The sequence below is a fragment of the Kitasatospora sp. NPDC092948 genome, assembly GCF_044754805.1.
Taxonomy (GTDB): Bacteria; Actinomycetota; Actinomycetes; order Streptomycetales; family Streptomycetaceae; genus Kitasatospora.
Genome location: NZ_JBIVPU010000006.1, coordinates 310,675 through 336,730 on the forward strand (window position 1 = coordinate 310,675; position 26,056 = coordinate 336,730).

The following is a 26,056-nucleotide window of genomic DNA, read 5'->3' on the forward strand; positions in this document are numbered from 1 at the left end:
ACGGGTCCATGACTATATGTTCCTGCCATCGGCCGAAAACCGGCCGCCTTCACCCCACTGAGGACTCGTCATGTCTGCATCCGGCACCAGCCGTATGTTCCGCCGCGCCGCCACCGCGGCCGCCTCCGCCGCCCTCCTGGTCGGCGCCGTCGCCGCCGCCTCCCCCGCCCAGGCGGCCAAGCCCGGCACCCCCGCGAACTTCCACCCCGAGAGCGACTACGCCGGCTCCACCGTCGCCGCCCACGAAGGCCGGGACACTTCGTCCTCCACCGTGAACTCCCTCGCCGCACTGGCCGTCACCCAGACCAAGGGCATGGACGTCTCCAACTGGCAGGGCAGCGTCGCCTGGAGCACCGCCTACGCCAACGGCGGCCGGTTCGCCTACGTCAAGGCCACCGAGGGCACCACCTACACCAACCCCTCGTTCGCCCAGCAGTACAACGGCTCCTACAACGTCGGCATGATCCGCGGCGCGTACCACTTCGCGCTGCCGAACAACTCCTCCGGCGCCACCCAGGCCGCCTACTTCGTCGCCCACGGCGGCGGCTGGTCCAAGGACGGCAAGACCCTGCCGCCCGCGCTCGACATCGAGTACAACCCGTACGGCGCGACCTGCTACGGCCTGAGCCAGGCCGGCATGGTCAGCTGGATCCGGGACTTCTCCAACACCGTGCACACCAAGACCGGCCGCTACCCGGTCATCTACACCACCACCGACTGGTGGACCACCTGCACCGGCAACAACAGCTCCTTCGGCGCCACCAACCCGCTGTGGATCGCCCGGTACGCCTCCGCCGTCGGCACCCTGCCGGCCGGCTGGTCCTACCAGACCATCTGGCAGTACGCCGACTCCGGCACCCTGCCCGGCGACCAGAACTACTTCAACGGCGCCATCGACCGCGTCCAGGCCCTGGCCAACGGCTGACGTACCGTCACCCCACCTGCCCGCGGCCGGAATTCCCCCAGCTCCGGTCGCGGGCCGGCCGGCGTCACCCGACCGGGACGACCAACTCCCAGGTGTCGACGGCGAAGTCGAGCACCATGCCGTTGTTCCGGTACAGCGCGGGCGCACCCGTGGCATTGTCGGTGTCCACCCCGAGGCCGACCCGGGTGCGGCCGCGATCCGCGTAGAACGCGAAGAAGTACCGCAGCAGGTAACCCCCGAGGCCCCGACCGCGCAGCGCCGAGCGCACACCGATGTTCGACGCCCACGCCGTATCGGTCCGCTCGTCGCGGGTGCGCAGCACGGCGACATCGCCGTGGCCGTCGAGTTCGGCGATCCACACCAGCGACCAGTCGGCGCTCTCCGCGCCGGTGTCGCTGCACCACTTCTCGTAGCTGCGGTCCTGGAAGTCGTAGTGCTCGGCGAACGTCTCGTGGAGAAGCCGGTGCACCGTACGCCGGTCCTCCTCGGTGCTGCACGCCCGCAGCCGCAGACCCGCCGGCGCCTCCGGGAAGAGGTCCGCCTTCGGGTCGACCTCCCGGGTCAGCACGTGGTGCCGGCGCACCTTCCGCCAGCCGCGGCCGCCCAACGCCACGGTGTCGAACGTCGGTCGGCTGTTGAGCACCAGGTGCAGCACGGCCCGGTCGGCGCCGTTGCGGCGGGCGAGTTCGGCGCCCCGGGCCTCCATCAGCCCGAACAGGTGCAGCCCGGCGGCGGTGTGCCCCGGCAGCAGGTACTGATCCAGGTTGATCCGCTCCCCCGCCGAGCGGTCCCGGACGATGCCGTATCCGATCAGCCGCCCCTCGCCGTCGTGCAGCAGCCAGGAGTCGCGCTCCAGGTCCACCGAGACGTGCCCGAGATCGTCCACCACCTCGTGCAACTCGGTGAACGCGCGCCCCACTTCGAGCTCGTCCACCCGATTGAGCAGCGCACACACGGCCTCGGCGTCGTCAACCGCCGCCGGGCGCAGGGTCATTCCGTCCGGGAGTGCCATGTCCCCCTCCTCCGCTGTCGGTCCTGTCCGCAGACCTTCCTTTCTATCCGCCTCAACAGCCCTGCCCCAAGCGCTTTTTGAGCGCGCCGCCGAGGCCGTTTCGGCTTCCTCCCCGGCCGACTCGGCGCTCATGTCCCGTCGCCCCGGCGGCAGTTCGGTCCCGCCGGGATCAGCCGCTCGCCCGGTGGGCGTACGGGCGGTCGGGGCAGTGCGGGCAGACGAACAGGTGGAGGCTGCCCAGGTCGCCGAGCATCAGGTCGGCCGCGCTCTGGATCAAGTGACGCTGTTCATAAGGGAGTTCCCAGATATCGCCGTCGACCGGGGTGTCCTCGACCGCGAGCCAGGTGCGCCAGCTCGCGCCGTCGAACTCGGCGCTGCCGATCGACTGCAGATGGTCCGTCCGCCGGCCGCACTGCGGGCAGTCGGGCCAGTCCGCGTCCTGGCCCCAGGCCGGGTAACCGCCGGCCTTGGTCCCGTCGGCCACCGACAGATGGGACTCGTACGACCAGCCGGTGTCCTCCTCGACCTGCTCGAACCGCTCCCGGAGTGCGTCGTAGAGCTCCTCCGGCAAGTCCCACGACGGGTACTCGACGATGCGTTCGGGATGCGGCACGCACGGATCGGGCAGGTAGTTGCCGCGCGCCCCGTCCGGCCGGGGCGGGTCCGCCGGTTCGAGGTCACTGCGCGAGCCGTGCCACCAGTACAGCTGCGGCCGCAGCGCGTAGTACTCCTCATGGTCGTACGGGCACCACAGCACCTGCAACACGTCCGCGCCGTCCGGGAACGGCAGTTCGGGCATGTCGACGGCGAGCAGCTGCACCAGCGGGACGGGGCCGGCCCCGCGCGGGTGCGCGTCCGCGCAGTGCGGCCACGGCTCGCTGCGCGGCCACCGCACCGGGCCGCCCAGCGAACTCTCGTCCGCCCCCGGCTCGCCACGCCTGGGGTGTAGCCGCACGGCGTCCCGCCGCAGCACCGCCAGCTCGGGGAACAGCACCTCGACGTCCAGCGGACGGGGCGGACTGCTGCGGGCCATCGGGCGTGCTCCCTCGGTCGACAACATGCCGGTCGGCAGCGTAGCCGCCGCCCCGAAGAGACCTGCGCACCACCGGCCGCCCGGGAGCCGCTCAGCAGCGGAACAGCCGCCAGAACGCCGCCACCACCCCGGAGTCGGGCGCCGGACGGACCCCGGTGGATCCGGCGGAGCTCAACAAATCGGCACCGTGGGTGCTGTCGTCACGCGAGGGGCCGGCCCCAGACCTGCTCCGCGCGGGTGGGCTCGGCGAACCGGCCCAGCTCGCCCACGTTACGGGATCTGCCGAAATCGGAGTACGCAGGAGAAGCGCTCCGGGGCAGGCGAGAACAAGGCGTTCCACGCACGCCCCCGACAGGCGAATATCACACTACGCCTCGAATCCGAGCGTGACTTTGCGAGCTGCAAATATTTTAACCGCTCCCCACGATTCCTTCGGACGAGGCAGGATCAAAATCCGCGCGATTACACGAATCACCCACCCGACCCGGTGAAAAATATCGAGCGAAGAGCGATCGACACAGCCTCTCTCGGCCGCTCCACCCTAGTTGAGGAAGGCGGGGCGGTCGCCGCAGGGAATCGCATCGCCAGCCCAAGGGGCGAATGCATTCAGCGCGGCCAGCGCACAAAGAGGACCGATATGTCTGCATTCCCCTCGGCGGATTGTGCGAATAAGTCTGGGAGTCGGGCGAACGGCCTGGTAGGGTCCCGGGGACGGCAGCGCTGCGAGGCGCCGCCGCCCCTGGGGCCTACCTCAGTCGTGGAGAACTCTCGTTCTGGGCGGGGAATTTGATTCGTACATTCGAAAGAAAGTCGCTGATCGCACCCGTGGCGGCAGTCTTTTTTTGCGCGGCGCTGATCGCGGGGTGCGACACGGCCTCCAAGAAAGACGATGCCCCGGACGTGTCGGGAGCGTGGAAGGCCGGCGAGGAGCACCTCCAGCTCATGGCAGGAGGAAAGCTGGGGGGCGGGCAGATCCTGAAATCGCTCTGCGGGCCCGAGTCGGGCGGTTTGGCAACCGTGCCGGAGTCCGGCGGTACGTGGCGCTACAAGGAGATCTCGGATGCCGGGGCGGGTATCGAAATTTCGGTCCCCGACTTCTTCGGACCCGGCCGACCGTGCGACGTTGAATTCCTCATCAAGAAGTCGGGGGAAACGGTGGACCGCCTCACACCGGTCAGCGGTCCCATACCCGCCGACCCCTTCCTGCGAAGCTGACCGCGGCGGCTTCCCGAACCCCGGTGCAGCGCCGGGAGAAATGCGGACACCCGCTCGGCCGGAGCATCGGTCGGCTGCGGGCTCGCGGAAATCCCTGGCAGGACATCATCAAAAGTGCGACGCGGACCGGCGGCAACGGCCTCGGTCCGGGAAAGAGGTGGCACATGCTGGTCGTAGGGTCCTACGCCGCGGCCCGCCGAACGGCCTGGTTCCACCCGGCGTCCGGCCGGCTCGAACCCCGCCGGACGCCGGACGGCGAAGCGATCGGGCACCGCCGCGGCGAATACGGCCCCCTGGGGGGAACGTTGGTGGTGCTGTACCGGGACGGCGAGGCACTCGCGCTGCGGGTCGGCAGCTCGGAGGTCCCGATGGACGGCAGCGTGGAGATCAGCCACCAAGTCGTCGTGGACGAATGCGTGTTGACGATCGGCTCGCTGGTGGAACTGCGCTACCCGACGCCACCGGAGTGGGAGGGCCTGGAGAACGACATGACGCCGTTCGTCGAGGCCGAGCATTTCGACTTCGGCCTCTTCATCGCCCGGGTCGCCCGGCATCCGGAACAGGCGGACCGTCTCTACCGCTGACGGCTCCTGCGGGAGACCGCGCCATCGTCGGCCGCAGACGATACGGAGACGACTACGGCCACCGCCCTCCCCTCGCCGAGCACGAGCCGCAGACCGACCGCCGGCTGCTCAACGGCTCGACCGGGATACGGCGCGGCCATCGGCGGCTCCTGACCGGGCGTCACGCGGGCCGCGCCTGCGGCCCGCGCGGGGAGGTGAACCCTAGGAGTCGGTGTCCCAGTTGCACTTGGCGGCGAGCATCTTCTTGAGGATCGCGTCGCTGCTGCCGGTGAGGACGGGGCGCCAGGTCTCCAGGTCCCACGTCGGGCCGCCGAAGTGGCCGCCGTCGGGGTTGGGGTAGGAGAAGTCCGCGTGGCACAGCAGCTGTTGGTACACCGAGGTCTCCTCGGCCTGCGTCGCGCCGGGGAACATGCGGGTGTTGGACCACACCTGCCGCCAGTCCTCCTGGACGTCGCTGGCGGCATCGTCGGTTCCGAGGACGGTCTTGAACGCGGCGGGGGTCGGGGTGACGTGGACGGACGTCAGGCGGCTGTTGCTCCAGTTGATGTAGACCTCGGTCTTGACCACCCACTTCGAGTCGGTGATGCCGCCGTAGCCGAGGCACGCCGACTGGCACGCCTCGAACGCGTCGGCCTGACCGCCGCTCCACAGCAGGTACTTGCCGGACTGGAAGTCTTGGCGGATGCCGTTGTTGTCGTCGACGTTGCCGCCGACGTGCCCGGTGTTGTACTCGTCGCTCGTCGGGTAGCCGTACGTCCCCGCCTCGTACCCGTACTGGCCCCACCACCAGCCGATGTTGCCGTGCACCGCGTGCGCCCCGGTGTTCGGGGAGTAGTAGACGGTGGCGTTCTGGAACTGCTGGCGGACGCCGATTCCGTCGGGGTTCCGCAGCTCGTCGCTGAGCGGGTATCCCATGTAGCCGCCCTCCCAGCCGTGTTGACCCCATTCGTCACCGATCAGGCCCCACACGGCGTGCGCCCCGCTGTTGGGGCTCCAGTAGATCGAACCGTGCTCGAAGACCTGCCGGCGGCCCACCCCGTCGGGCACGCCGAGTTCGTCGCTGGTGGGACAGCCGAGAGTCTGCTGCACGCCGGGCGTCTGGGTGTACTCGGTCCAGATGGCACCATCGACGGAGTGGGAGCCGCAGAAGACCTCCGCGGAGGCGGGGGTGGCCTGAACGCCCATCAGCAGGGAGGCGCCGACCGCGCAGGCGGCGAGCGTGGACAGGAACCGGGGAGCTGCCGTTGTTCCGTTCATGGCGAGCAGTATCCACGACGGCGGGCGACGCAGGGCACACGATAGAGGACCAAAGTTCCGACCGGCCCGCCCGCGCCGCAGTCGGCCCGCCCAGTAAGGGAGTTGGGGGCTGGTCGCGCGGAGGCAACCGGGGTGGCGCGGGTCGGGCGCGTACGCCCGGACGGGCGCGCCGGTCGCGGCCCGCGCGTGGTGCTTACCGAAGTCAGCAGCAGACTCCGCTCGGAGAGCTGTAGTTGGCGGCTTCGCGGCTCCGAGCGGGACCAGCCTCGGCCGGGCACCGGGGGTGACCACCTCGGGCTCGCCCGGGGCGGAAGCGGCGGTGAGGACGGCGATCTCGTCAACGGGCCTCGCTGCGGTGGCCTTCCTTGGCGGCCACGACGGGGCACCCACCGTCGAACTCGACAGCCGCGGCGCGAAAGCCGGTGAGCGCGCTCGCGTGGCCGGCCTCGACGGCGGCCTTGGCACGCAGGCCGAGTGCGCCTCGTTCGCGCAGCTGGTCGGCGGTGCCGCGGCCGCCGGTGGAGCCGAGGATGCCCCGACGCGGAACCCAGAGGGCGGGTACCGGGGCGAGGTCGGCAAGCAGGGCCGGCGCGGTGAACGCAGGCGCACCGGAGCCGGCGTTCACCCCGGCGAACTGACCGCCCGCCACCTCGGCCCTGGGCCCGGCATCAACAAATGCGGTCTCGTCGGTCCCGGGCCAGAGGCAGGCGTCGAAGTCGCGCCGCAGAACGAGAAACGGCCGGTCGATCCGAAGATCGACCGGCCGTTCGCTGTGCGCGAGGGGGGAGTTGAACCCCCACGCCCTTTCGGGCACTGGAACCTGAATCCAGCGCGTCTGCCTATTCCGCCACCCGCGCAAAGGGTGTAGCCGCCGGTTGTTTGTTTGCCCCGTTCGACCTGCTGAGAAGCTTACCGCATCTTCCGGGGCGTTCTGTCCGCCCCCGTGGCTGTCGCGCGTCGGGCGGGGGCTGGTGGGGCGTCACAATGGCCGCATGAGATGGATCTTCACCGTGATCGGTGCCGCGCTGCTGGTATGGACAGCGGGGAGCATTCTGCGAACGCTGGTGGTGCCGCGCGGGCTGTACTCGGCGCTGGCGATCCGGCTGTGGTCGTCGCTGCGGGTAGTGGTGCGGAGGGTGGCGGCGCCGTTCGGCGGGTACCGGGCGATCGACCGGGCGCAGACCTGGCTGGCGCCGCTGATCCTGCTGGGGATGCTGGGGTGTTGGCTGCTGTCGACGCTGACGGCGTACACCCTGCTGTTGATAGGGACGTCGGAACTGCCGTGGCACGTCGCGTTCCGGGAGGCCGGATCGAGCCTGTTCACGCTGGGTTTCGCCAGCGGCGACCGGCTGCACCTGTCGGTGATCGACTTCCTCGCGGCGGCCAACGGGCCGCTGATCATCGCGTTGCTGATCGCCTACCTGCCGACCCTCTACTCGGCGTACAACCGGCGCGAGTTGGAGGTGACGCTGCTCCAGTCGCGGGCCGGTGAGCCCGCCTGGGGGCCGGAGCTGCTGGCCCGGCAGGCGCTGGTGCGGACCGAGAGCGAGCTGCCGGAGCTGTACCGGGACTGGGAGCGGCTGGCGGCGGACCTCGGCGAGGGGCACTCCAACTATCCGGTGCTGATCTCGTTCCGCTCCCCGCAGCCGTACCGCAGCTGGGTGGTGGGGCTGATCGCCGTGATGGACGCGGCGGCGATGCAGTTGGCACTGAACCCGCGTTCGGCCCCGCCGGAGGCGCGACTGCTGCTGCGCGCCGGGTTCACGGCGCTGCGCGACATCGCGACGGCGCTGCGGATCCCGTTCGAGGCGGACCCGGAGCCGGAGGAGGCGATCCGGCTGACGTTCGCCGAGTTCGACGCGGCGGTGGCGATGGTGACGGCCGCGGGGATACGGCTGGAGCGGCCGATCGCGGACGCCTGGGCGCACTTCCGCGGCTGGCGGGTCAACTACGAGGCGATCGCCTACGAGTTGGCCCGCCGCGCGGACGCGGTGCCGGCGCTGTGGACGGGCCCGCGGGACTTCCCCGCCACCCCGATCCCACCACGCCGCCCGGCCGACCGCCGCCCGATCAACCCGTGAACCACCTGGCCGACCATCACCCGGCCGACCCGTGAACCACCTGGCCGACCGCCGCCCGAGCAACCCGTGGACCGCCAAGCCAACCATCACCCGGCCGGCCACCATCCAGCCGACCCGAAAGCTGCCCGGCCGACTCCTGAGCCGCCCTCAGCGCAGCAGTTGCGCCTCCGCCTGCGCCAGCACCTCCACCACGCGCCGCCCGAACCGGACGTCGCACGGGTGCGGGGTGCCGGTCGCGACGGCCGCCAGCAGGGCGTCCAGGGCGCGCCCGTACGCGGCGGTGGGTGGCCCGTCCCGGTCGGGGAGCCGGGTGACGCCGGCGGTGCCGCGCAGTTCGGCGCCCGCGCCGAGCGCGGAGGCCTCGGGCGGGGCGGTCAGGCTGAGCGTCACGGTGCTGGACGCGCCGCCCGCGTGGCGGAGGATCAGGTGCGCGGTGTCGCCGGGGCCGGGCGCCGCGGCGACCCGTTCGACGTCGCCGAGGACGGGCAGCAGCACCGAGAGGGCGTGCGGGCCGACGTCCCACAGTGCGCCCTTCTGCTGGCGCCACGGGGACGCGGCGTAGGGGCTGTCGGTGGTGAACACCGAGCCGATCCAGTGGCAGTGCGCGGTGAACCAGCCGCCCCGCTCGGCCTGTTCGGCGATCCAGTCGCCCTGCGCGCCGCCGAACCGGACGGTGAAGAACACCACCGAGGCGACGCCGGCCGCGGCGGCCGCGTCCTCGACGGCTCGGGCGGCGTCCACCGTCGCGGCGACCGGCTTGTCCAGCAGCAGGTGCTTGCCGGCCTCGGCGGCGCGCACCGCGTACTCGGCCTGGACGTCCGGCGGCAGCGCGATGGCGACGGCGTCGACGTCGGCCAGCAGGTCGTCGACCGCCTTGTACGCGGGGACGCCGTGGGCGGCGGCGAGGGTGTCGGCGGCCTCGGGGCGGCGGCCCCAGACGCCGGCGAACTCGATGTCGGGGTGGGCGGCCAGGGCCGGGGCGTGCACCAGGCTCGCCCAGGGGCCGGTGCCGAGCAGTCCGATCCGCACGGTGCTCAGCCCTCCACCCGGATCAGCGTGAAGCCGTCGTAGCCCTTGTGGCCGACGGTCTGCACGGTGGTGGCGTCCAGCCGCTTGTCGCCGGCGATCAGCTCGTGCAGCTGCTGGACGCCGCGCACGGCCTCGTCGGCGCTGTTCTCGTCGGCGAGCTTTCCGCCGCGCACCACGTTGTCGACCACGATCACCGCGCCGGGCCGGGTGAGCGCCAGCGACGCCTCCAGGTAGTGCGGGATGTTCGGCTTGTCGGCGTCGACGAACACCAGGTCGTACGGTTCGACGCCTTCCTCGGTGAGCTGCCGCAGGCTGTCGCGGGCCGCGCCGAGCCGGATCTCGACCCGGTCGGCGAGGCCGGCCCGCTCCAGGTTGGCGGCGGCGACCCCGGCGTGCGCCGGGTCGATCTCCAGCGTGGTGAGCGTGCCGCCCTCGGGCAGTGCGCGGGCCAGCCAGATGGTGCTGTAGCCGGCCAGGGTGCCGATTTCCAGGATCCGCCGGGCACCCTGGATGCGGGCCAGCAGGTGCAGCAGCTTGCCCTGGTTGGGGGCCACCGCGATCGGCGGCAGCCCGGCCCGGTCGGCCGCCTGGGCGGCCGCGTCCAGCACCTCGTCCTCGCCGATCAGCCGGGCGGCGGCCCAGTCGTCCACCGCCGTCCACCGCTGCTGCGGGTTCTCCTGCGTGCTCATTCCCCACCTCCGTGATCGCTTCGCGCTGCGACCCTACTCCCTGTCCGGGGTGCGACCGCTCTCGAACACGGCAGAGGCCGCCGGGTCCGGTTGCGGACGCGGCGGCCTCGGGCGGGGCTTGGGGCCGTCAGTCGACGAGCGTCTCGGAGAGCGGCTCGCCGCTCTTTCCGCCGGACTGCTCGGGGTGCTCGGCCCGCGACTTCTTCGCCCGCCACTTGAGCACCAGCGCCGAGCCGACGCCGAACACGGCGGCCGCGCCGAGCCCGATGTACGAGGCGCCCTGAAGGTACTTCTCGGCGACCTTGCCGACCTGGTAGACCAGCAGCGTGGTGCCGCCGGCCCAGATCACGCCGCCCAGGACGTTGGCGATCAGGAACTTCCAGTACGGCATCCGCAGGGTGCCGGCCAGCGGTCCGGCGAAGATCCGCAGCAGCGCGATGAAGCGGCCGAAGAACACCGCCCACATGCCCCAGCGCTGGAACGCCCGCTCGGCGGTGGCCAGATGGTCGGGTCCGAAGTGTTTGGGGAACTTGCGGCCGAGTTTCTCGAACAGCGGCCGTCCGCCCTTGTGGCCGATCGCGTAGCCGATCGAGTCGCCGATGATCGCACCGGCGATCGCGCAGCCCGCGACGCCCCACGGGCTGACGATGCCCTTGGCGGCGAGCAGCGCGGAGGAGACCAGGGCGATCTCGCCGGGCAGCGGAATACCCAGACTCTCCAGTCCGATGATCAGACCGATGAGGACGTACACCGAGGTCGGCGGAACGCTCTCGATCCACTGGTCGAGGTGCAAGGCGGAGAACCTCCGTCAGGGCAGGGACAGGCGGCCGACACACGGCGGCACGCGCGGGAAAAGCTTCGGTAAAGGCCCGAACCCGGCCAGCCTAGCCGTTCCCGGCCCGCAGGCCGAGTGCCTCCCTCCGCCGCAGCTCAGGAAGGTTCCGGGCAGCTCTGCTCCCGTTTCCCCGCACCGGATCCAACTCGCAGCGGCCGCCGGTTCGTTCCCGATCCGCGAGTGACGTTCGGCGCACCCGGCAGACCTGTTCCGGGCCGCGCGACGGACCCCATACTCCGGGTCCGGACAGCACGGCCCACGGGGAGGGAACCCAATGACCACGGCAGCAGCGGCAGCAGGCACCTGGCAGCTCGGCGACCTGGAGGTGAACCGGATCGGCTACGGCGCGATGCGGTTGACCGGCAACGGCATGATGGGCAACTCCGACGGCGCCCCCGTCGACCGCGACTTCGCCGTCCGGCTCCTGCACACCGCGTTCGAACAGGGCGTCGACCACGTCGACACGGCGTCCTTCTACTTCTCGTCGCGGCGCTCCGCCAACGAGCTGCTCAACCGGGCGCTCGGCTCCTGGCGGGGCGGCGAGGTCGTGGTGGTCACCAAGGTCGGCCCGGGCCGCGACCCGTCCGGCGAGTGGCAGACCATGGCCCGGCCGGACCAGCTGCGCGGCCAGGTCGAGGAGAACCTGCGCCAGCTCGGCCGCGACCACCTGGACGTGGTCAACCTGCGCCGCAACGGCCCCGACTGCGCCTCGGTCGCCGAGCACTTCGGCGCGCTCGCCGAACTCCGCGCCGCCGGGCTGATCCGGCACCTCGGCCTGTCCAACGTCCGCCCCGAGCACATTCGGGAGGCCCGGGAGATCGCCCCCGTGGTGTGCGTGCAGAACTCCTTCGGCCTGGACTGGCGGCGTGCCGAGGAGACCGGCGTGCTCGGCCTCTGCGCGGACCTGGGGATCGCCTTCGTCCCGTACTTCGCCATCTCCGGGCTGCACCGCGAGGCCGCCGCCGTCGCCGAGCAGAACCTCCGGGTCACCGCCGTCGCCGCCGAGCTCGACGCCACCCCCGCCCAGGTCCGCCTGGCCTGGACCCTGCACCGCGGCCCGCACGTCCTCGCCATCCCCGGCACCACGAACCCCGCCCACCTCGCCGAGAACCTCGCCGCCGCAACCCTTCGCCTGACGGCCCCTCAGCTCGCCCGGCTGGACGCCCCGGCGGCCTGAGCGCCCGGCGGGCGGAGGGGCCGCCGGGGCGGAACGACGGCCGAACGGCGGGATCGGGAAACGGCGGAGGCAGTCGAGCGGGGAAGCGGGCGCCGGAAGCCCCGCCGCCCACACTGCGCAGCCACCCGAACGCCGGACCGACCGGCGCGCCCGTCGGCACCCCCACGGCAACCGCGCCGACCCGGCCCCTCTTCCTCCGCCCCCTCGGGCCCCAGCCCCTCGCCCCTCGGCCGTCGGCCGACCGTCAGCCCTCCGCCACCCAGCCCGGGAGGGCCTCGCGGCGCCGGAGCCACTCGGCCGGGACGCCGGCCAGGCCGGTGCGGGCGGCGACCACTCCGCCGGTGATGGCGCAGGTGGTGTCGACGTCGCCGAGCCCCTCCGCGGTGGTCCACAGCGCGTCGGGGAGGCTGTCGAGGTGGTGGGCGGCGGACCACAGCGCGAACGGCACGGTGTCGGAGGCACGGATCCGCTGCCCGTTGCCGAGCAGGTCCGCGGCGCGCCACGGCTCGGTCTCGGCCGGCAGCGCGGCGGCGGCCGCGACCCCGTCGCGGATCGCCCCGTCCGGGGTGCGGGCGGCGACCTCGTGCAGCAGCCGCGCGCCGGCCGGTCCCTCCCCCATCACCCGGGCGCGGGCGGCCAGCGCGGCGGCCAGGGCGACGGCGACCGCCCCGGCGACGCCCTCGGGGTGGGCGTGGGTGACCTCGGCGGAGTACTCGGCCTGCTCGGCCGCCTCGTCCAGGTCCTCCGCGAACCAGGCGCCGAGCGGCGCGACCCGCATCGCCGCGCCGTTGCCGAGGCTGCCCTGCCCGTCGAACAGCTCCCGGGCCCCGGTCGTCCACCGCTCGGGGTGTTCGGCGAGGACGGGCAGCAGCCGGGTCATGCCGTAGCCGTAGCCGCGGCCCGGGTCGGCGAGGTAGGTGGCGCCGAACATCGCGGCCAGCTGGGTGCGGTTGATCCCGTCCTGGTCGATCAGCGCGCGGTGGACGGCCAGCGCCATCGCGGTGTCGTCCGTCCAGTGCCAGGGCGACTCCTCGGGCGTCCGCCGGGCCTTGATCTGCTCGATCGCCTCGGCGGGCGCACGGAAGAGCTTGAACCAGCGTTCGCCGAACGCGTCCCCGAGCGCCACCCCCTCCAGGGCGTCGCGCGCGGCCTGCCGGGCGGTGATGGTGGTGGTCGTCATGCCGGCCATCCTGGCAGCCGGGCCCTCGCCGCACCGCACCTTTTCCGCCCGTCAGGACTGGAGGAACGCGATCAGGTCCTGGTTGAAGCGCTCCTTGGTGCCGGGCGTCATCGTCAGGCCGTGCGACCCGCCCTCGTACACCTTGAGCACCGCGCCGGGGACGAGCGCGGCGGTCCGGCGGCTGGTGAGGTCGGCCGGCACGGCCAGGTCGTCGCCGCCGTGCACCACCAGCAGCGGGAGGTCGAACTTCTTCAGGTCCGCGTGGAAGTCGGTGTAGCCGAACGCGTCCACGCAGGCGAGGTCGCCCGCGATGGTCGACGCCATCGCCATCGACCAGAAGGCGTCCAGGTTGCCCTGGGTGGCCGTGCTGCCGGGTCGGCCCACGGAGTAGAGGAGGAGGGCGTTGTCCTTCCAGAACTGGGAGCGTTCCCGCAGGATGCCGGCCTTGAGCGCTTCGAAGACGCTGCCGGGCATGCCGTCGGGGTTGTCGGGGCCCTGTGCCAGCAGCGGAGTCGGCGTGGAGACCATGACGGCGGACCTGACCCGGGAGGTGCCGTGCCGGCCGAGGTAGCGGGCGAGTTCGCCGCAGCCGAGGGAGTGTCCGACCAGGGTGACGTCGTCCAGGTCGAGGCTGGTGAGCAGGTCGTTCAGGTCGTCGGCGAAGGTGTCGAAGTCGTAGCCGTCCCAGACGGGGGTGGACCGGCCGTGGCCGCGGCGGTCGTGCGCGACGGCGCGGAAGCCCACGTCGGCGACGGCCCTCGCCTGGTCCTGCCAGGCGTCGCCGTTGAGCGGCCAGCCGTGCAGGAAGACCACGGGGCGTCCGCTGCCCCAGTCCTTGTAGAAGAGCTCCACACCGTCGCGGGTGGCGCAGCGGGGCATGTGTGTCTCCGATCGGGTGCCTCGACGTGGGCGGGGTGCCCGCGGGCACCCCGCCGTCCATTCAAGGCGCGGCCCGGGCGGACCGCACGGAGGCGGGCCGGTCTCGGACGCTCCGTCAGCTCATCGGCCGCACAGGGGCGTTCACGACGGTTCGACGCAGAACAGCGCGGCCCGGACCTGTTCGGCGCTCGGCGTGCCCGCGCCGCTCACCCGGATGTCCACCTGCTCGCCGGGCAGCAGGGTGGTCCGTCCGCGGTCGGCGGTGGCGGCGGGGTGCAGGCGGTCGGGCTGGAGCAGCAGGTCGCGGACCAGGGTGCGGGCGGTGATCCGGACGTCCACCGCGCCCTCCCCCGCCTCCGCCACGTCGAGGTCGAACTCGGGCTGCGGGTAGGCGAACAGCCGGTCCGCGACGGGGAAGTGCACGGCGCGCAGGCCGTCCGCGTCCGCCACCAGGTACTCGTTGTCGGCCAACGGCCATTCCTTGACCGGGAGTTGGCGGACGGTACGGGGCTCGACCGTGATCTCCTCGGTGCTCTCGGCGAGCAGCCGTCCGACGGTGTCGAGGCGGCGCAGCCGGACGGTGGTGGTCCACGGCCGGGCGGACTGGTTGACCAGGGCGGTCCGGGGTGCGCCGTCGCGGTCGGCGGGCTGGAGGGTGAGCAGCCGGTCGGCGTACAGGCGGCGCAGTTCGTGGTGCAGGGGCTTGAGTCGGCCGTCGCCGTCGATCGCGGCCCAGGAGGAGACCGGCCAGCAGTCGTTGAGCTGCCAGACGACGGTGCCGGCGCAGTGCGGCCAGTGGGAGCGCCAGTGTTCGATGCCGGTGGCGATGGCGCGGGCCTGGATCAGCTGGGTGAGGTAGTGCCAGCGGTCGAAGTCGGCGGGGACGTCGAAGTGGCGTTCCAGGCCGCGGTGGAGTTTGCCGTTGCCGTCGCCCGCCTTCTGGTGGTGCAGCATGCCGGGCGAGTCGGCGGCGAGGGTCTCGTGCGGGAGGGCGCGGCGCAGCGTGGCGTGGGCGGGCGGCGCCTGCCAGCCGAATTCGGCGACGAACCGGGGGACGGTGGCGCGGTATTCGGCGAAGTCCTGGCGGTTCCACACGTCCCAGGAGTGGTGCGTGCCGTGGTCGACGTCGTTGGGGTGGTGGTCCCAGCTGCCGGACCAGGGGCTGCCGGCGCTGTAGGGGCGGGTGGGGTCGAGTTCGGCGACGATCCGGGGCAGCAGGCCGAGGTAGTAGCCCTCGCCCCAGGAGTCGCCGTTCAGCTTCTCCTCCCAGCCCCAGTCGCGGAAGCCCCACTGGTTCTCGTTGTTGCCGTTCCACAGGACGAGCGAGGGGTGCGGCATCAGCCGGACCACGTTGTCGCGGGCCTCGGCCTCGATCTCGCCGCGCAGCGGCTGTTCCTCGGGGTAGGCGGCGCAGGCGAACGGGAAGTCCTGCCAGACCAGCAGGCCGAGTTCGTCGCAGAGGTCGTAGAACGCGTCCTGTTCGTAGATGCCGCCGCCCCAGACCCGGATGAGGTCGATGTTGGCGTCGACGGCCTGGAGCAGGCGGGTGCGGTAGCGGGCGGGGGTGACGCGGGTGATCAGGGTGTCGTCGGGGATCCAGTTGGCGCCCCGGACGAACAGCGGTTCGCCGTTGACGGCCAGGGTGAAGGGGGTGCCGGTGGCGTCGGGGGTGCGTCGCAGCTCGACCGTGCGGAAGCCGATCTGCCGCTGCCAGGCGTCGAGTCGGTGCTCGCCGTCGGCCAGTGTGACGGAGAGTCGGTAGCGCGGTTGGTCGCCGTAGCCGCGCGGCCACCAGCGGTCGACGTCGGCGGCGTCCAGCACGAGCACGGCGGTATCGCCGTCGAAGGTCGCCGTTGTCTGCGCGCCGGCGACGGTGGCGCGGGCGGTGAGCGGCCGGCCGGCGCCGGTGGCGGTCCGTTCGACGGTGAGGTGCAGTTCGACCCGGCCGGTGGTGCCGTCGACGGTGATCAGCGGGCGGACGGTCGCGATCCGGGCGGTGGACCAGTGCTCGTACCGGACGGGCTTCCAGATGCCCGCGGTGGGCAGCGTCGGGCCCCAGTCCCAGCCGAAGCTGCTGGCCATCTTGCGGATGTACTGGAACGGCTCCGGGTACTCGTTGGGCCGCTCCCCGACGAGCCCGCGCACCCGTTCGGCCTCCGTGTAGGCGCTGGTGAAACGCACCGTCAACTCGCCCGCCAGGCCGGTGGCGTCGAAGCGGTGCCGACGGTGCATGTTCCGGGTGCTACCGAGGACGGCTCCGTCGATCGAGACGGTGGCGGCGGTGTCCAGGCCGTCGAAGACCAGGTCGGTGCGCTCGTGGGTGCTGCCGTGCGCGGGCAGGTCGAGGGTGTACGTCCAGTCGCGACGGCCGACCCAGGCCACCTCCAGCTCGTTCGCGTCCAGGTACGGATCGGGGATCAGCCCGGCCGCCAGCAGGTCGGTGTGCACGCAGCCGGGCACGGCGGCGGGCAGCAACTCCCCGTCGTGGTGCAGGTTCCAGCCCTGGTCGAGCGGGGTGGTGTCCATCATCCGTGCAGCTCCTCGGTGCAGATGTGCGACGAGTGCAGCACGGTAGCCCCGCCCGTCCGAGCTGTCCACGAACCGGTTGGCGCCACGGCCCGGTTCGTGGCCGGCTCGGACTGCGGCGGGGCGTCCGGAGCCGCCGGGGCGGCGGGCCGGTCAGTACGTTCCGCAGGCCGCGCCGTTCAGCGTGAAGGCGGTCGGCACGCCGTTGGTGCCGGCCGTGGAGCTGCCGCTGAAGCCGAAGTTGACGCTTCCGCCGGCCGGGATCACGGTGTTGTAGCCGGCCGGGTTGCTCGCGGTGACCTGCTTGCCGGACTGCGTGCTCACCGCGTTCCACATGTTCGTCACCTGCTGCGCGCCGGGGAACGCGAACACCAGCTGCCAGCCGTTGACCGCGCTGCTGCCGGTGTTCTTGACGGTGACGTCCCCGTTGAAGGTGCTGCCCCAGTCCGACAGGCCGTAGTGCACCGAGCAACTCCCGCCCGGCGCGGGGCTGCTGGCCGAGGCGCTCGGACTTGGACTGGAACTCGGGCCGGCGCTCGCACTCGGGCTCGGGCTCGGGCTCGGGCTCGGGCTGGAAGTGCCGCCGCCCAGGCCGGACTTGGCGCGCATCCGGTCCGAGTGGGCGCGGAACACCGAGAGTTCGGCGGCCCCGGACTGGACGCCGAACTTGCCGTCCACGTTGCTGTCCTCGTACCACCAGAATGCGCTGCCGTCGCCGCCGGCCGCCTCGAAGTCCGGGTAGAGCTGCCCCCACCAGGCCGACCGGTCCACCCCGTTGACGTTGAACTCGCCCATGAAGAACGGTTTTCCGACCTTGTCGTGGGAGTCGGAGATCCAGGAGCGGATCAGCGTCTTGGTCCGGTCGATGCTCAGGTTCGCCCAGGACTCGGTCGGGTACGGGTGCGCGGAGGTGTAGTCCAGGTACGGCGACTGCTGCACATACACGAACGGGTTGCCCTCGTCCCCGCCGAAGCCGTACGCGCTGCCGTGGCCCTCCAGTCCGACGCCCAACAGGTGCTTGGAGTCGATGGACTTGACGTAGCCGCCCATCTCGTCGACCCAGGCGCGCAGCGTCGTCCCGTTGACGTTCTCGGCGGCGCTCTGGTCCTGGTAGCGCGGCTCGTTCATCAAGTCCCAGGCGAAGATGGTCGGGTCGTCCTTGTACTTGACGCCGCTGTAGTGGTTGACCCGGTTGAGCGCGTAGTTCAGGTAGTTCTTGTACGAGGTGAAGCAGCCGGGGCAGCGGGTCTTGTCGAAGAACGCGGCCCGCCCGGGCTGGCCGCCGGACAGCCCCTCCCACTGGAGCCGGGTGTCGATGCCGCCGTACGCCTCCCAGTAGTTCTCGAACACCGGTACCAGGCGCACGTTGTGGGCCTTGGCGGACTGGATGATGTAGTCGAACTCGGAGAACTCCTGCTCGTCGTAGACCCCCTTGGACTTCTCGAAGCCGTGCCAGTTCTCGTGGCTGAACATCCACAGCCGCAACACGTCGATCTTGTCGGCCTGGAGGTGCGCGAACTGGGCGTCGATCCGGGCCTTGTCCATGAACTGGGTCTCGGTGTCGCCGTAGCTGCCGCCGTAGGTGAACACGTCGTAGGTGTTGGCGCCCGCGACGTAGTACTCCTTGCCGTTCAGGCAGAAGTGCATGCCGCAGCGGGTGGCGAACGCATCCGCGCTGTCGGCCTGCGCGGGGGCGGCCCGGCCGACGGCGAGGCCGGCGACGGCCAGCACGGCGGCGAGCAGGAAGGCCGTCAGCGCCTGGCGTCGGGCGCTGGGCTGGGGGCGGAGTCCGTGGTGCACGCGTGTCCCTTTCGTCCCTGGCTGGGGGTGGGGTGGTGCTCCTTCGGCTCCGGCGGGGTGGCACGAGCCCCGACAGGCCCGACCGGTCGGCCGAGAAGGTGGGGCGACCGTACGAGGGCGCCCCACCACAGTCAACGCCTGCTGTTGGACGGAGAGTTGTGCGCCGCCCGGACCGGCGTCGTCCGGCCGCGCGGCGCTGAACCTTACATCCGGGCTCCGGCGGTCAGGGCGTGCGGACCATCTCCGGGAAGCTCGCCGAGGGCCCGTCCAGCAGGTGGTTGTCCTGGCCGCGCAGCCAGCGGTCGAAGAAGCCGGCGACGTATGTCCGGGTCGCCAGCACCGCCCGCTCGGGCCGGATGTCACCGATGTCGCCGCGCAACGCCTCGGCCGTGATCGCGCCCTGGCCGGCGAGTTGCGGCAGCAGGGATTCGGCGTCGGTGTAGGAGCCGTGGCGGGAGCCGTCGAGGGTGAAGTCGGCGTGCCAGCCGGTGCTGTGCTGCCACAGGGCGTTCCAGCCGGGCTGCTGCGGGTAGGGGCCGGAGTCGTCGTTGCGGGTGCCGAGCAGCAGGAACGGGCGGTCCAGGCCCTTCTCGGCCACGTCGGTCAGGTGGACGCCGGTGCCGTCGGCGTCGGGGAAGTGCAGTTGCCCGTCCATGTTGACGGCGGCCTTGATCCGGGGGTCGTCGTGCATGGCCTGGAGGGCGGTGGAGCCGCCGCCGGAGTGGCCGACCATGCCGATCCGGTTCAGGTCGAGCGCGGCGCCGACGCCGGGCGGGAGGGTGCGGGAGTCCTTCAGGCGGGCCAGCTCGTCGAGCACGAACCTGGTGTCGTCGACCCGGGTGCCGATCATCCTGCGCAGCACCGCGCCCATGTCGAAGTTCGGTCCGGCGGCCAGCTCCGGGAACACCGAGGTGGCCAACTCGTCGTTCGGGAGGGACACTTCGGACGCCTCCCAGGTGTGGTCGACGGTCACCACCAGATAGCCGCGGGAGGCCAGGTCCTCCACCAGGCCGGTGCCCCAGGTGCGCGGGTCCCCCAGCCCCGCCGAGTACAGCAGCACCGGCCGGGGCCCGCCGGGCAGCACGGGCACGTCGACGCGGGCGTGGGTGCGGATGCCCGACCAGTCGGTGCGGTCGGGTTCGAACTCCTTGCTCAGCTGCCCGACGCTCCCGGCGCTGCCGAAGTGCGCCCCCGCGTCGGGCGTCATGTACGCCGCGCGTTCGGCGCCGAGCGCGGCGCGGCCGGTCGGGTACCAGATGCTGATCATCAGCTCGCGGGGCCGCCCGGCCACCCACGGGTCGTCCCGGTTCCGGTCGACCAGGTGCACGCTGGTGGTGCCGACCGCGTACGGCCCGCTGGGCGCCGGCAGCGCCGCCGTCGCCAACTGCCCGGCCGGAGCCGCCTTCCCCACCGCCGTCGCACCGGGCGCCGCGGCCACCCCCAGCGCCACCGTCGCCGCCAGCACCGCCGCCGCCATCGCCCGTCCCCGCTTGCCCATCGCCCGTCCCCTTGGTCTCGTCCCCTGTGCGCCGTTCGGCACGGGAGAGAAGGTACGGGTGGTGCGGGTGCGAAGCCGTCATACTGCGGAGCCAACTCGCCCGGGGCTACCCGGGTATGACAGTCCCACCGACTCGCTCACTCACCGTTAACCAGGTGCCCCGGGCCGCCGCTCCGCTCTACGCTGTCCCGTCGTGAACAGCACCCGGACCGAGCACCTCGTCAACGTCGTGGACGTCGAAGCGACCTGCTGGGACGGCTCGCCGCCGCCCGGTGCGGTGAGCGAGATCATCGAGATCGGGCTGACCGTCGTCGACCTGGCCGCCGGTGAGCGGCGCGCCCGGCACCGGATCCTGGTCCGGCCCGCCCGGTCCACCGTCAGCGCGTTCTGCACCGAACTGACCGGCCTCACCCAGCCGGAGGTCGCCCGGGGCCTGGGCTTCGCGGAGGCCTGCCGACTGCTGGCGGCCGAGCACCACGCGGGCACCCGCCCGTGGATCAGCTGGGGCGACTACGACCGCCACCAGTTCACCCGGCAGTGCCGGTCCGCCCGGACGCGCTACCCGTTCGGCCGCCACCACACCAACGCCAAGGCCGTCTTCACCGACGCCCACGGCCTGCGCAAACGCCCGGGCATGGCCCAGGCCCTGGAGATCGCCGGTCTCCCCCTCGAAGGCCGCCACCACCGCGGCGAGGACGACGCCTGGAACATCGCGGCCCTCGTCCTCCACCTGGCCGAACGCCGCGCCTGGCCGCGCGCCGCCGACACCAATTGACCTCACTCTCCACCCGACGCAAGCACAACTCGGCTGACCGACGGCATTTATGACGTCAAATCAGCTTCGTCCCACCTGGTGATCACCCGCCCCGGCCGGTAACTATTCCGATCATCCCAATCGTCATACCACTCGGGCGGCCTGCCAGCCGGGCAGCCGTATCACCGAGAGGACGGCGAGCGATGAGCGAGGACAAGCGCGGCACCGGCCGGGGGCGGGCGAGATCCGCCCAGGTCGCAGCGGGTGTGGTCGCCGTCGGCGCGGTCACCGCGCTCGCGGTGAATCTGACCACCGGCGGCAGTTCGGCCCCGGCACAGCAGTCGCTCTCGGCGGCATCGGAAACCAACTCGCCACCACCCAGCGCAAGTTCGAGCCCATCTCCGTCCCCCTCCGCGTCCCCGCCCTGGGACGGCCAGGTGAAGGTGCTCGGGGACGGGTCGATGTCCGACACCGGGCCGCAGCCGAACCAGTTGAAGATCGAGAAGCTGAAACCCGGGGAGAAGCCACCGCAGTTCGTGGTGTTCTCCTGGGACGGCGCGTTGGAGAACGACGACCATCTGTTCTCCCGCTTCCGGAAGGTGGCGAAGGAGAACGACGCCACCATGACGTTCTTCCTGACCGGGATCTACCTGCTCCCGGAGGAGAAGCACGGCCTCTACCGGCCGCCGCAGCACGACCCGGGCAGCGCGGCGATCTCGTTCCCCACCGACAAGCACGTGAAGGAGACGCTGGAGCAGCTGCGCGAGGCGTGGCGGGACGGCGACGAGATCGGCACCCACTTCAACGGGCACTTCTGCGACGCGAAGGGCGGCGGCGACTGGAGCACCGACGAGTGGCGCAGCGAGATCGACCAGGCGTACGCGTTCGTCGCCAACTGGAGGACCAACACCGGGTTCACCGACGAGGCCCCGCTGCCGTTCGACTATCGGAAGGAGTTGGCGGGCGGCCGCGCCCCGTGTCTGGAGGGGCAGAAGAACCTGCTCCCGGCCGCGAAAGCCCTCGGCTGGCGCTACGACGCGAGTTCGCCCGGGGAGTTCCAGGTCTGGCCGTCGAAGGTCGGCGGGGTGTGGAACTTCCCGCTCCAGCTGCTGCCGTTCGGCAACACCCAGGTGCTGTCGATGGACTTCAACTTCCTGGCCAACCAGTCCGGCGAGAGCACCCAGGGCGATCCGAAGAAGTACAAGGCCTGGGAGAAGCAGACCCGCGAGGGGTACCTGGACGGCTTCTCGCGGGTCTACAACGGCAGCCGGGCGCCGCTGTTCATCGGGAACCACTTCGAGACCTGGAACGGCGGCATCTACATGCAGGCCGTCGAGGACGTGATGAAGAGCGTCTGCACCAAGGAGGACGTGCGCTGCGTGTCCTTCAAGGAGCTCGCCGACTGGCTGGACGCCCAGGACCCGAAGGTCCTGGACCAGCTCCGCCGGCTCGACCCGGCCCAGGCGCCGGACTGGCCGAGCTACCTCAAGTAGCTTGAACGGTAAGCGATTTCACCCCACTGCCTTGGTGTAGGCGGCCCAGATCCCGGCCGGGGTGGAGTAGTCGGGGGTGGCCGGATCGGCGCCGGCCACCCCGGTCAGCGGGAGCAGTTCCAGCGTCTTCGGGTCCATCCGGAACAGTGACACCGCGGTGGTGACCGCGCCCCGGTAGCCGACGAACCAGCCTGCGGTGCGCGCCTGGTTGCCGCCGGTCTTGCCCGCGGCGTCGGGGACGGCCTGCCCGACCGCCTTGCCGGTGCCGTCCTTGACCGCCCCGCGCAGCGCGGTGTCGACCTCGCGGGCCACGCCCGCGGGGGCGGCCCGGACGGCGGACGGCCGTTGGACGGCGACTTCGGCGCCGTTGCGGCTGACCCGGTCGACGGAGTACGGGTCGGTGCGCATACCCTGTCCGGCGAACGCGGTGTAGGCGTCGGCCAGCCGGATCGCGCTGGGGGTGGAGTTGCCCAGCGCGAAGCCGGGGACCAGGTCGCCCATGCTGTCGGGGAGCAGCCCGAAGCCGAGCGCGGCCTTGCGGACGTTGTCGAGGCCGACGTCCATGCCGAGCTGGGCCATCGCCCCGTTGACGGACTGTTCGACGGCGGTGCGCAGGCTGATCTGGCCCCAGTCGCGGTCGCCGTCGTTGGCCGCCTTGGCCTTCTTCCCGTCCCGCCCCCAGTACGGCCCTTCGGGGGTCTGCAGGTCGACGCCGTTGTTGCCGTTGTAGCTGGTGCTGGGGAGCACCGGCTTTCTGGCTCCCTGCCGTTCGCGCTGGACGCCCTGGTCGAGCCCGGCGGCGTACACCAGCGGGGCGAAGGCCGAACCGGCGGGCACGTTCACGGTGTTGGCGTTGTTGAAGCCCTGCTTCAGGTAGTCCGGTCCGCCGTAGACGGCCAGGACCCGCCCGTCCGCGGCGACCGAGGCCGCGCCCAGGTGGACGTTCTGATCGGCGGGGCGCTGCTCGGGGTCGAGGTTCTTGGCGGCGTCCTGGACGGCCTGGGTGAGCGCGGTCTGCCGGGGCTTCTCGAAGGTGGTGTAGATCTGGTACCCGCCCAGGTCGAACTGGGCCGGGGGGACGTCCGCGTGGCTCTGCAGGTAGGTCTTCGCCAGGTCCACCAGGTAGCCGGTCTGTCCGCTCAGGCCGGCCTGCTGCGGCGGGGCCTGCGGCTCCGGGAAGACGGTGTACCGGGCCCGTTCCTCGGCGGACAGCTTCCCGATCTTGACCATCCGGTCCAGGATCCACGCCCACCGCTCGACCGCGCGTTCCCGGTTGTCCCCGCCGAGCGCCGGGTCGTACAGCGAGGCGCCCTTCAGCACGGCGGCCAGGAACGCGCCCTCGCTCGGGTCGAGTTGGGACACGTCCTTGCCGTAGTAGGCCTGCGCGGCCCGCTCGATGCCGTAGCTGCCGCGGCCGAACCAGCTGATGTTCAGGTAGCCGCTGAGGATGTCCTTCTTCTCGACCTGGCGGTCCAGTTTGACGGCGATGAACATCTCGTCGAGCTTGCGGGAGAAGTCCTGATGCTGGTTCAGGTAGGCGTTCTTCACGTACTGCTGGGTGATGGTCGAGCCGCCCTGCGTGTCGCCGCCCGACCCCATCCGGTAGAACGCCCGGGCGATCCCTTTGACCGAGATCCCGGGGTCCGAGTAGAAGTTCTCGTTCTCCGCCGCGAGCACCGCCCACTGCACGTGCTGCGGCACCTGCTCCAGCGGGACGTCCTGCCGGTTGACCAGGCCGGTGCGGGCCATCTCGGTGCCGTCCGACCAGTAGAAGACGTTGTTCTGCTGGGTGGCGAACGCGTTGAGGTCCTTGGGGATGTCCGTCAGCGCGTACATCACGACGGCCGTGATGCCCAGTGCGCCGGCGAATCCTGTTCCCAGTAACAGCAGTTGACGCCACGACGGGATCCAGCGGCGTAAGCCCCGGCGGCCGGTGCGCGGATAGTCCGGCCGCAGCCCGGACATCCGGCGCCGCCAGGTCCGACCCGGTCTCGGCTCCGCCTCCGGACGCGGACCCGATCTCCGGGCGGGCCACCGCCTCGCGCGTTCCGTCCCCCCGTCCGATCCCTCTGCCCCGACCGCGTCCCTCGGCTCGCCGGACACCATGCGTTCCCCGATCTGCTCGACTGGCAAATCTCTCCCGCAGACTCTGGACGTTTCGAACGGCTCTCACGTCTCGGCCCAACCGGTGTGATCATCACCACGCCGCCGATCGAAGCGCACCCGCGCCGCCTCTGGTAGCGTCACGCTCTTCGCCGTCCGCACCGGCGGAGTCCCTCTGGCAGGAACCATGACGACTGCTCAGCAGCGCCTGCACCACGCCCTGGACGCCCTCGACACCGCCGGCCGCAGCTCGCAGCCCGGCCCACCGGTGCACGCCTGCGAACACTGCTGGAGCGACCGGGACTTCGCCCTGCTGGCCGGCCCCGCGACCCTGCTGCCGAACGGCCTGCTGCACTCGGCCGCGGCGAAGACCCCGGCCTCCTGGGACGACTTCCCCACCCTGTACCGCCGCCTCGCGCCGCGCATCCTGCGACAGTTGACGACCGGTCGACTCGCCGTCGACGGCCCCCTGATCGCCTCCCGACTGCTCGCCGCCGACTGGCGGGAGTGGCCCCACGCCGGCCAGGTCGCCGATGTCCTCGACGCCTGGTGGTCCGCCGCCCTCGACCGGCCCGCGCCGACACCGGACGTCCCGGAGGTCCTGGAGACGGTGGCGACGGCGACCGGCACCCTCGCCCCGTGGCTGCACACCTGGGCGAACACCCCCACCCGGACGGCCGACCGGCACCTGGCCGACACGGTGGAGGGCTGGCTGCGCTGGGGCGAGCTGCCCGGGCTGACGTTCGGCTTCTACCAGGAGCTCCAGGTCGGCGCCGAACTGACGAAGTGGCTGCTCGCCCTCCCGCCCGGCCGAATCGGCCCGGACCGCCGCTACTGGCTGGAACTGATCAACCTTCCGGCGACTGCCGACAGTTGATGTTCTCCATCAAGGCTGGATCTCGCCGGAGCCCCGGGGGATCAGCACGGTGGGGACCTCCAGCCGGGCCGGGGCGCCGACATCGCCCGCGAGCCGGTCGAACAGGCGGCGGGCGGCGAGGGTGCCGAGCGCGGCCGGGTCCTGGGCGACCACGGTGAGGCCGGGCGTGAGCAGGTCGGCGAGCTCCAGGTCGTCGAAGCCGACCACGGCCGGGCGGCGGTCGGCAGGGAGGCAGTGCAGCGCGGCGAGGGTGACGCGGTTGTTGGCGGTGAACAGCGCGGTGACGGCGTCCGGTCCGGTGGTGAGGCGGCGCACCGCCTCGCCGACCCGGGCCCGGTCGGTGGGTCCGCAGTCCACCCACCGCTCGTCGACCGGCAGTTCGGCCTCGGCCATCGCCGCACGGTAGCCGCGTTCGCGTTCGGCGGCGGTGTGAATGGCCCTCAGGTCGCCGATGAACCCGATCCGGCGGTGGCCGTGGGCGATCAGGTGCGCGGTGCCCCGCCGGGCGCCGCCCGCGTTGTCGCTGAGCACCGCGTCCGCGTCGATGCCGCCGGCGGGCCGGTCCAGGAACACCACCGGCGTGCCGGACGCGATCTCCGGCAGCAGGTACCGGTGGTCGTCCCCGGCCGGCACCACGATCAGCCCGTCCACCCGGCGGGCGCAGAACGCCAGCGCCAACTCCCGCTCCCGCTCCGCCCGTTCACCGCTGGACCCGGCGAAGAGCAGGCAGCCCTCGGCCGCCGCGACCTGCTCGACGGCCCGGGACAGCGCGGAGGAGAACGGGTCGGCGATGTCCTCCAGCACCAGCGCCACGCTCGCGGTGCGCCCGGTCCGCAGCAGCCGCGCGCTGTCGTTGCGCCGGAACCCGAGCGCCTCGATCGCCGCCCGCACCCGCTCCGCCGTCCCGGCCGTCACCCCGGACTCGCCGTTGACGACCCTGGAGACGGTCTTCAGTCCGACCCCGGCCGTCGCGGCGACGTCCTTCATGGTCGGTCGGACGCCGGTGCGGGGTCGGGCACCGGCCCGGAGGCTGCTCGTCATGGCACGGAGAATAGTGCGGGTACCCCCTGGTTCGGCCCCCGAGTGGGCTTCTCGACCCTTCTCGACCC

General features: G+C 71.9%; 22 protein-coding genes and 1 tRNA gene. 8 read left to right on the forward strand and 15 right to left on the reverse strand.

Annotated elements, in window-relative coordinates:
- Positions 1-70 precede the first annotated feature (70 nt).
- Positions 71-925, forward strand: coding sequence for a lysozyme (locus ACIQF6_RS20750; protein ID WP_400896997.1), 855 nt, complete (start codon positions 71-73; stop codon positions 923-925).
- A 64-nt stretch (positions 926-989) separates the two neighbouring features.
- Here ACIQF6_RS20750 and ACIQF6_RS20755 read toward each other — a convergent pair whose 3' ends face one another.
- Positions 990-1,937, reverse strand: coding sequence for a GNAT family N-acetyltransferase (locus ACIQF6_RS20755; protein ID WP_400896999.1), 948 nt, complete (start codon positions 1,935-1,937; stop codon positions 990-992).
- Positions 1,938-2,106: 169 nt separating this feature from the next.
- Positions 2,107-2,970, reverse strand: a complete 864-nt coding sequence (locus ACIQF6_RS20760; protein ID WP_400897001.1) for a DUF1963 domain-containing protein — start codon at positions 2,968-2,970, stop codon at positions 2,107-2,109.
- 825 nt (positions 2,971-3,795) lie between these two features.
- On the opposite strand from ACIQF6_RS20760, the gene ACIQF6_RS20765 reads away from it, so the two are divergent.
- Together ACIQF6_RS20765 and ACIQF6_RS20770 are read left to right on the forward strand one after the other, a co-directional pair.
- Positions 3,796-4,185, forward strand: coding sequence for a hypothetical protein (locus ACIQF6_RS20765; RefSeq protein WP_400897003.1), 390 nt, complete (start codon positions 3,796-3,798; stop codon positions 4,183-4,185).
- A 164-nt stretch (positions 4,186-4,349) separates the two neighbouring features.
- Positions 4,350-4,769, forward strand: coding sequence for a hypothetical protein (locus ACIQF6_RS20770; protein ID WP_400897005.1), 420 nt, complete (start codon positions 4,350-4,352; stop codon positions 4,767-4,769).
- Positions 4,770-4,970: 201 nt separating this feature from the next.
- On the opposite strand, the gene ACIQF6_RS20775 is transcribed toward ACIQF6_RS20770, so the two are convergent.
- The 3 genes from ACIQF6_RS20775 to ACIQF6_RS20785 all read right to left on the reverse strand — a co-directional run bounded on the left by ACIQF6_RS20775 (position 4,971) and on the right by ACIQF6_RS20785 (position 6,883).
- Complete coding sequence (locus ACIQF6_RS20775; RefSeq protein WP_400897007.1) at positions 4,971-6,026, reverse strand: DUF2599 domain-containing protein; 1,056 nt, start codon at positions 6,024-6,026, stop codon at positions 4,971-4,973.
- Positions 6,027-6,363: 337 nt separating this feature from the next.
- A complete protein-coding gene (locus ACIQF6_RS20780) occupies positions 6,364-6,840 on the reverse strand; it encodes a hypothetical protein (RefSeq protein WP_400897009.1) in 477 nt (158 codons plus the stop codon).
- Positions 6,800-6,883, reverse strand: a tRNA-Leu gene (locus tag ACIQF6_RS20785). The genes ACIQF6_RS20780 and ACIQF6_RS20785 overlap by 41 nt, the downstream gene beginning before the upstream one ends.
- Positions 6,884-7,018: 135 nt before the next feature.
- On the opposite strand from ACIQF6_RS20785, the gene ACIQF6_RS20790 reads away from it, so the two are divergent.
- Positions 7,019-8,107, forward strand: a complete 1,089-nt coding sequence (locus tag ACIQF6_RS20790; protein WP_400897011.1) for a hypothetical protein — start codon at positions 7,019-7,021, stop codon at positions 8,105-8,107.
- A 147-nt stretch (positions 8,108-8,254) separates the two neighbouring features.
- On the opposite strand, the gene ACIQF6_RS20795 is transcribed toward ACIQF6_RS20790, so the two are convergent.
- From ACIQF6_RS20795 to ACIQF6_RS20805, 3 genes are all read right to left on the reverse strand, one after another.
- Positions 8,255-9,136, reverse strand: coding sequence for a Gfo/Idh/MocA family protein (locus ACIQF6_RS20795; protein WP_400897013.1), 882 nt, complete (start codon positions 9,134-9,136; stop codon positions 8,255-8,257).
- A gap of 5 nt (positions 9,137-9,141) precedes the next feature.
- Complete coding sequence (locus tag ACIQF6_RS20800; RefSeq protein WP_400897015.1) at positions 9,142-9,825, reverse strand: O-methyltransferase; 684 nt, start codon at positions 9,823-9,825, stop codon at positions 9,142-9,144.
- Positions 9,826-9,952: 127 nt separating this feature from the next.
- Positions 9,953-10,618 (reverse strand): DedA family protein, encoded by a 666-nt coding sequence (locus ACIQF6_RS20805; protein WP_400897017.1) that lies wholly within the window; start codon positions 10,616-10,618, stop codon positions 9,953-9,955.
- A 316-nt stretch (positions 10,619-10,934) separates the two neighbouring features.
- Here ACIQF6_RS20805 and ACIQF6_RS20810 point away from each other — a divergent pair, with 316 nt between their 5' ends.
- Positions 10,935-11,837, forward strand: coding sequence for an aldo/keto reductase (locus ACIQF6_RS20810; protein ID WP_400897019.1), 903 nt, complete (start codon positions 10,935-10,937; stop codon positions 11,835-11,837).
- A gap of 244 nt (positions 11,838-12,081) precedes the next feature.
- Here ACIQF6_RS20810 and ACIQF6_RS20815 read toward each other — a convergent pair whose 3' ends face one another.
- From ACIQF6_RS20815 to ACIQF6_RS20835, 5 genes are all read right to left on the reverse strand, one after another.
- Positions 12,082-13,017, reverse strand: a complete 936-nt coding sequence (locus tag ACIQF6_RS20815; protein ID WP_400897021.1) for an ADP-ribosylglycohydrolase family protein — start codon at positions 13,015-13,017, stop codon at positions 12,082-12,084.
- Between the two features lie 51 nt (positions 13,018-13,068).
- Positions 13,069-13,896 carry an alpha/beta fold hydrolase gene (locus ACIQF6_RS20820; RefSeq protein WP_400897023.1) on the reverse strand — a complete coding sequence of 276 codons (828 nt, stop codon included), beginning with the start codon at positions 13,894-13,896 and terminating at the stop codon, positions 13,069-13,071.
- A gap of 141 nt (positions 13,897-14,037) precedes the next feature.
- Positions 14,038-16,425: a glycoside hydrolase family 2 protein gene (locus tag ACIQF6_RS20825; protein ID WP_400897025.1), complete on the reverse strand. Its 2,388-nt coding sequence runs from the start codon at positions 16,423-16,425 to the stop codon at positions 14,038-14,040.
- 150 nt (positions 16,426-16,575) lie between these two features.
- Positions 16,576-18,222 carry a cellulose binding domain-containing protein gene (locus tag ACIQF6_RS20830; RefSeq protein WP_400897027.1) on the reverse strand — a complete coding sequence of 549 codons (1,647 nt, stop codon included), beginning with the start codon at positions 18,220-18,222 and terminating at the stop codon, positions 16,576-16,578.
- A 223-nt stretch (positions 18,223-18,445) separates the two neighbouring features.
- Positions 18,446-19,720: an alpha/beta hydrolase family protein gene (locus ACIQF6_RS20835; RefSeq protein ID WP_400897029.1), complete on the reverse strand. Its 1,275-nt coding sequence runs from the start codon at positions 19,718-19,720 to the stop codon at positions 18,446-18,448.
- A 193-nt stretch (positions 19,721-19,913) separates the two neighbouring features.
- On the opposite strand from ACIQF6_RS20835, the gene ACIQF6_RS20840 reads away from it, so the two are divergent.
- Together ACIQF6_RS20840 and ACIQF6_RS20845 are read left to right on the forward strand one after the other, a co-directional pair.
- Complete coding sequence (locus tag ACIQF6_RS20840) at positions 19,914-20,495, forward strand: exonuclease domain-containing protein (protein WP_400897031.1); 582 nt, start codon at positions 19,914-19,916, stop codon at positions 20,493-20,495.
- Positions 20,496-20,677: 182 nt separating this feature from the next.
- A complete protein-coding gene (locus ACIQF6_RS20845) occupies positions 20,678-21,967 on the forward strand; it encodes a hypothetical protein (RefSeq protein ID WP_400897033.1) in 1,290 nt (429 codons plus the stop codon).
- Positions 21,968-21,985: 18 nt separating this feature from the next.
- Here the strand turns inward: ACIQF6_RS20845 and ACIQF6_RS20850 are convergent, their stop codons facing one another.
- A complete protein-coding gene (locus ACIQF6_RS20850) occupies positions 21,986-23,932 on the reverse strand; it encodes a transglycosylase domain-containing protein (RefSeq protein WP_400897035.1) in 1,947 nt (648 codons plus the stop codon).
- 325 nt (positions 23,933-24,257) lie between these two features.
- Between ACIQF6_RS20850 and ACIQF6_RS20855 the strand changes: the two genes are divergently transcribed.
- Positions 24,258-24,947 carry a hypothetical protein gene (locus tag ACIQF6_RS20855; RefSeq protein ID WP_400897037.1) on the forward strand — a complete coding sequence of 230 codons (690 nt, stop codon included), beginning with the start codon at positions 24,258-24,260 and terminating at the stop codon, positions 24,945-24,947.
- Between the two features lie 9 nt (positions 24,948-24,956).
- Here the strand turns inward: ACIQF6_RS20855 and ACIQF6_RS20860 are convergent, their stop codons facing one another.
- On the reverse strand, positions 24,957-25,988 hold the full coding sequence (locus ACIQF6_RS20860; RefSeq protein WP_400897039.1) for a LacI family DNA-binding transcriptional regulator: 1,032 nt from the start codon (positions 25,986-25,988) through the stop codon (positions 24,957-24,959).
- Positions 25,989-26,056: the final 68 nt, after the last annotated feature.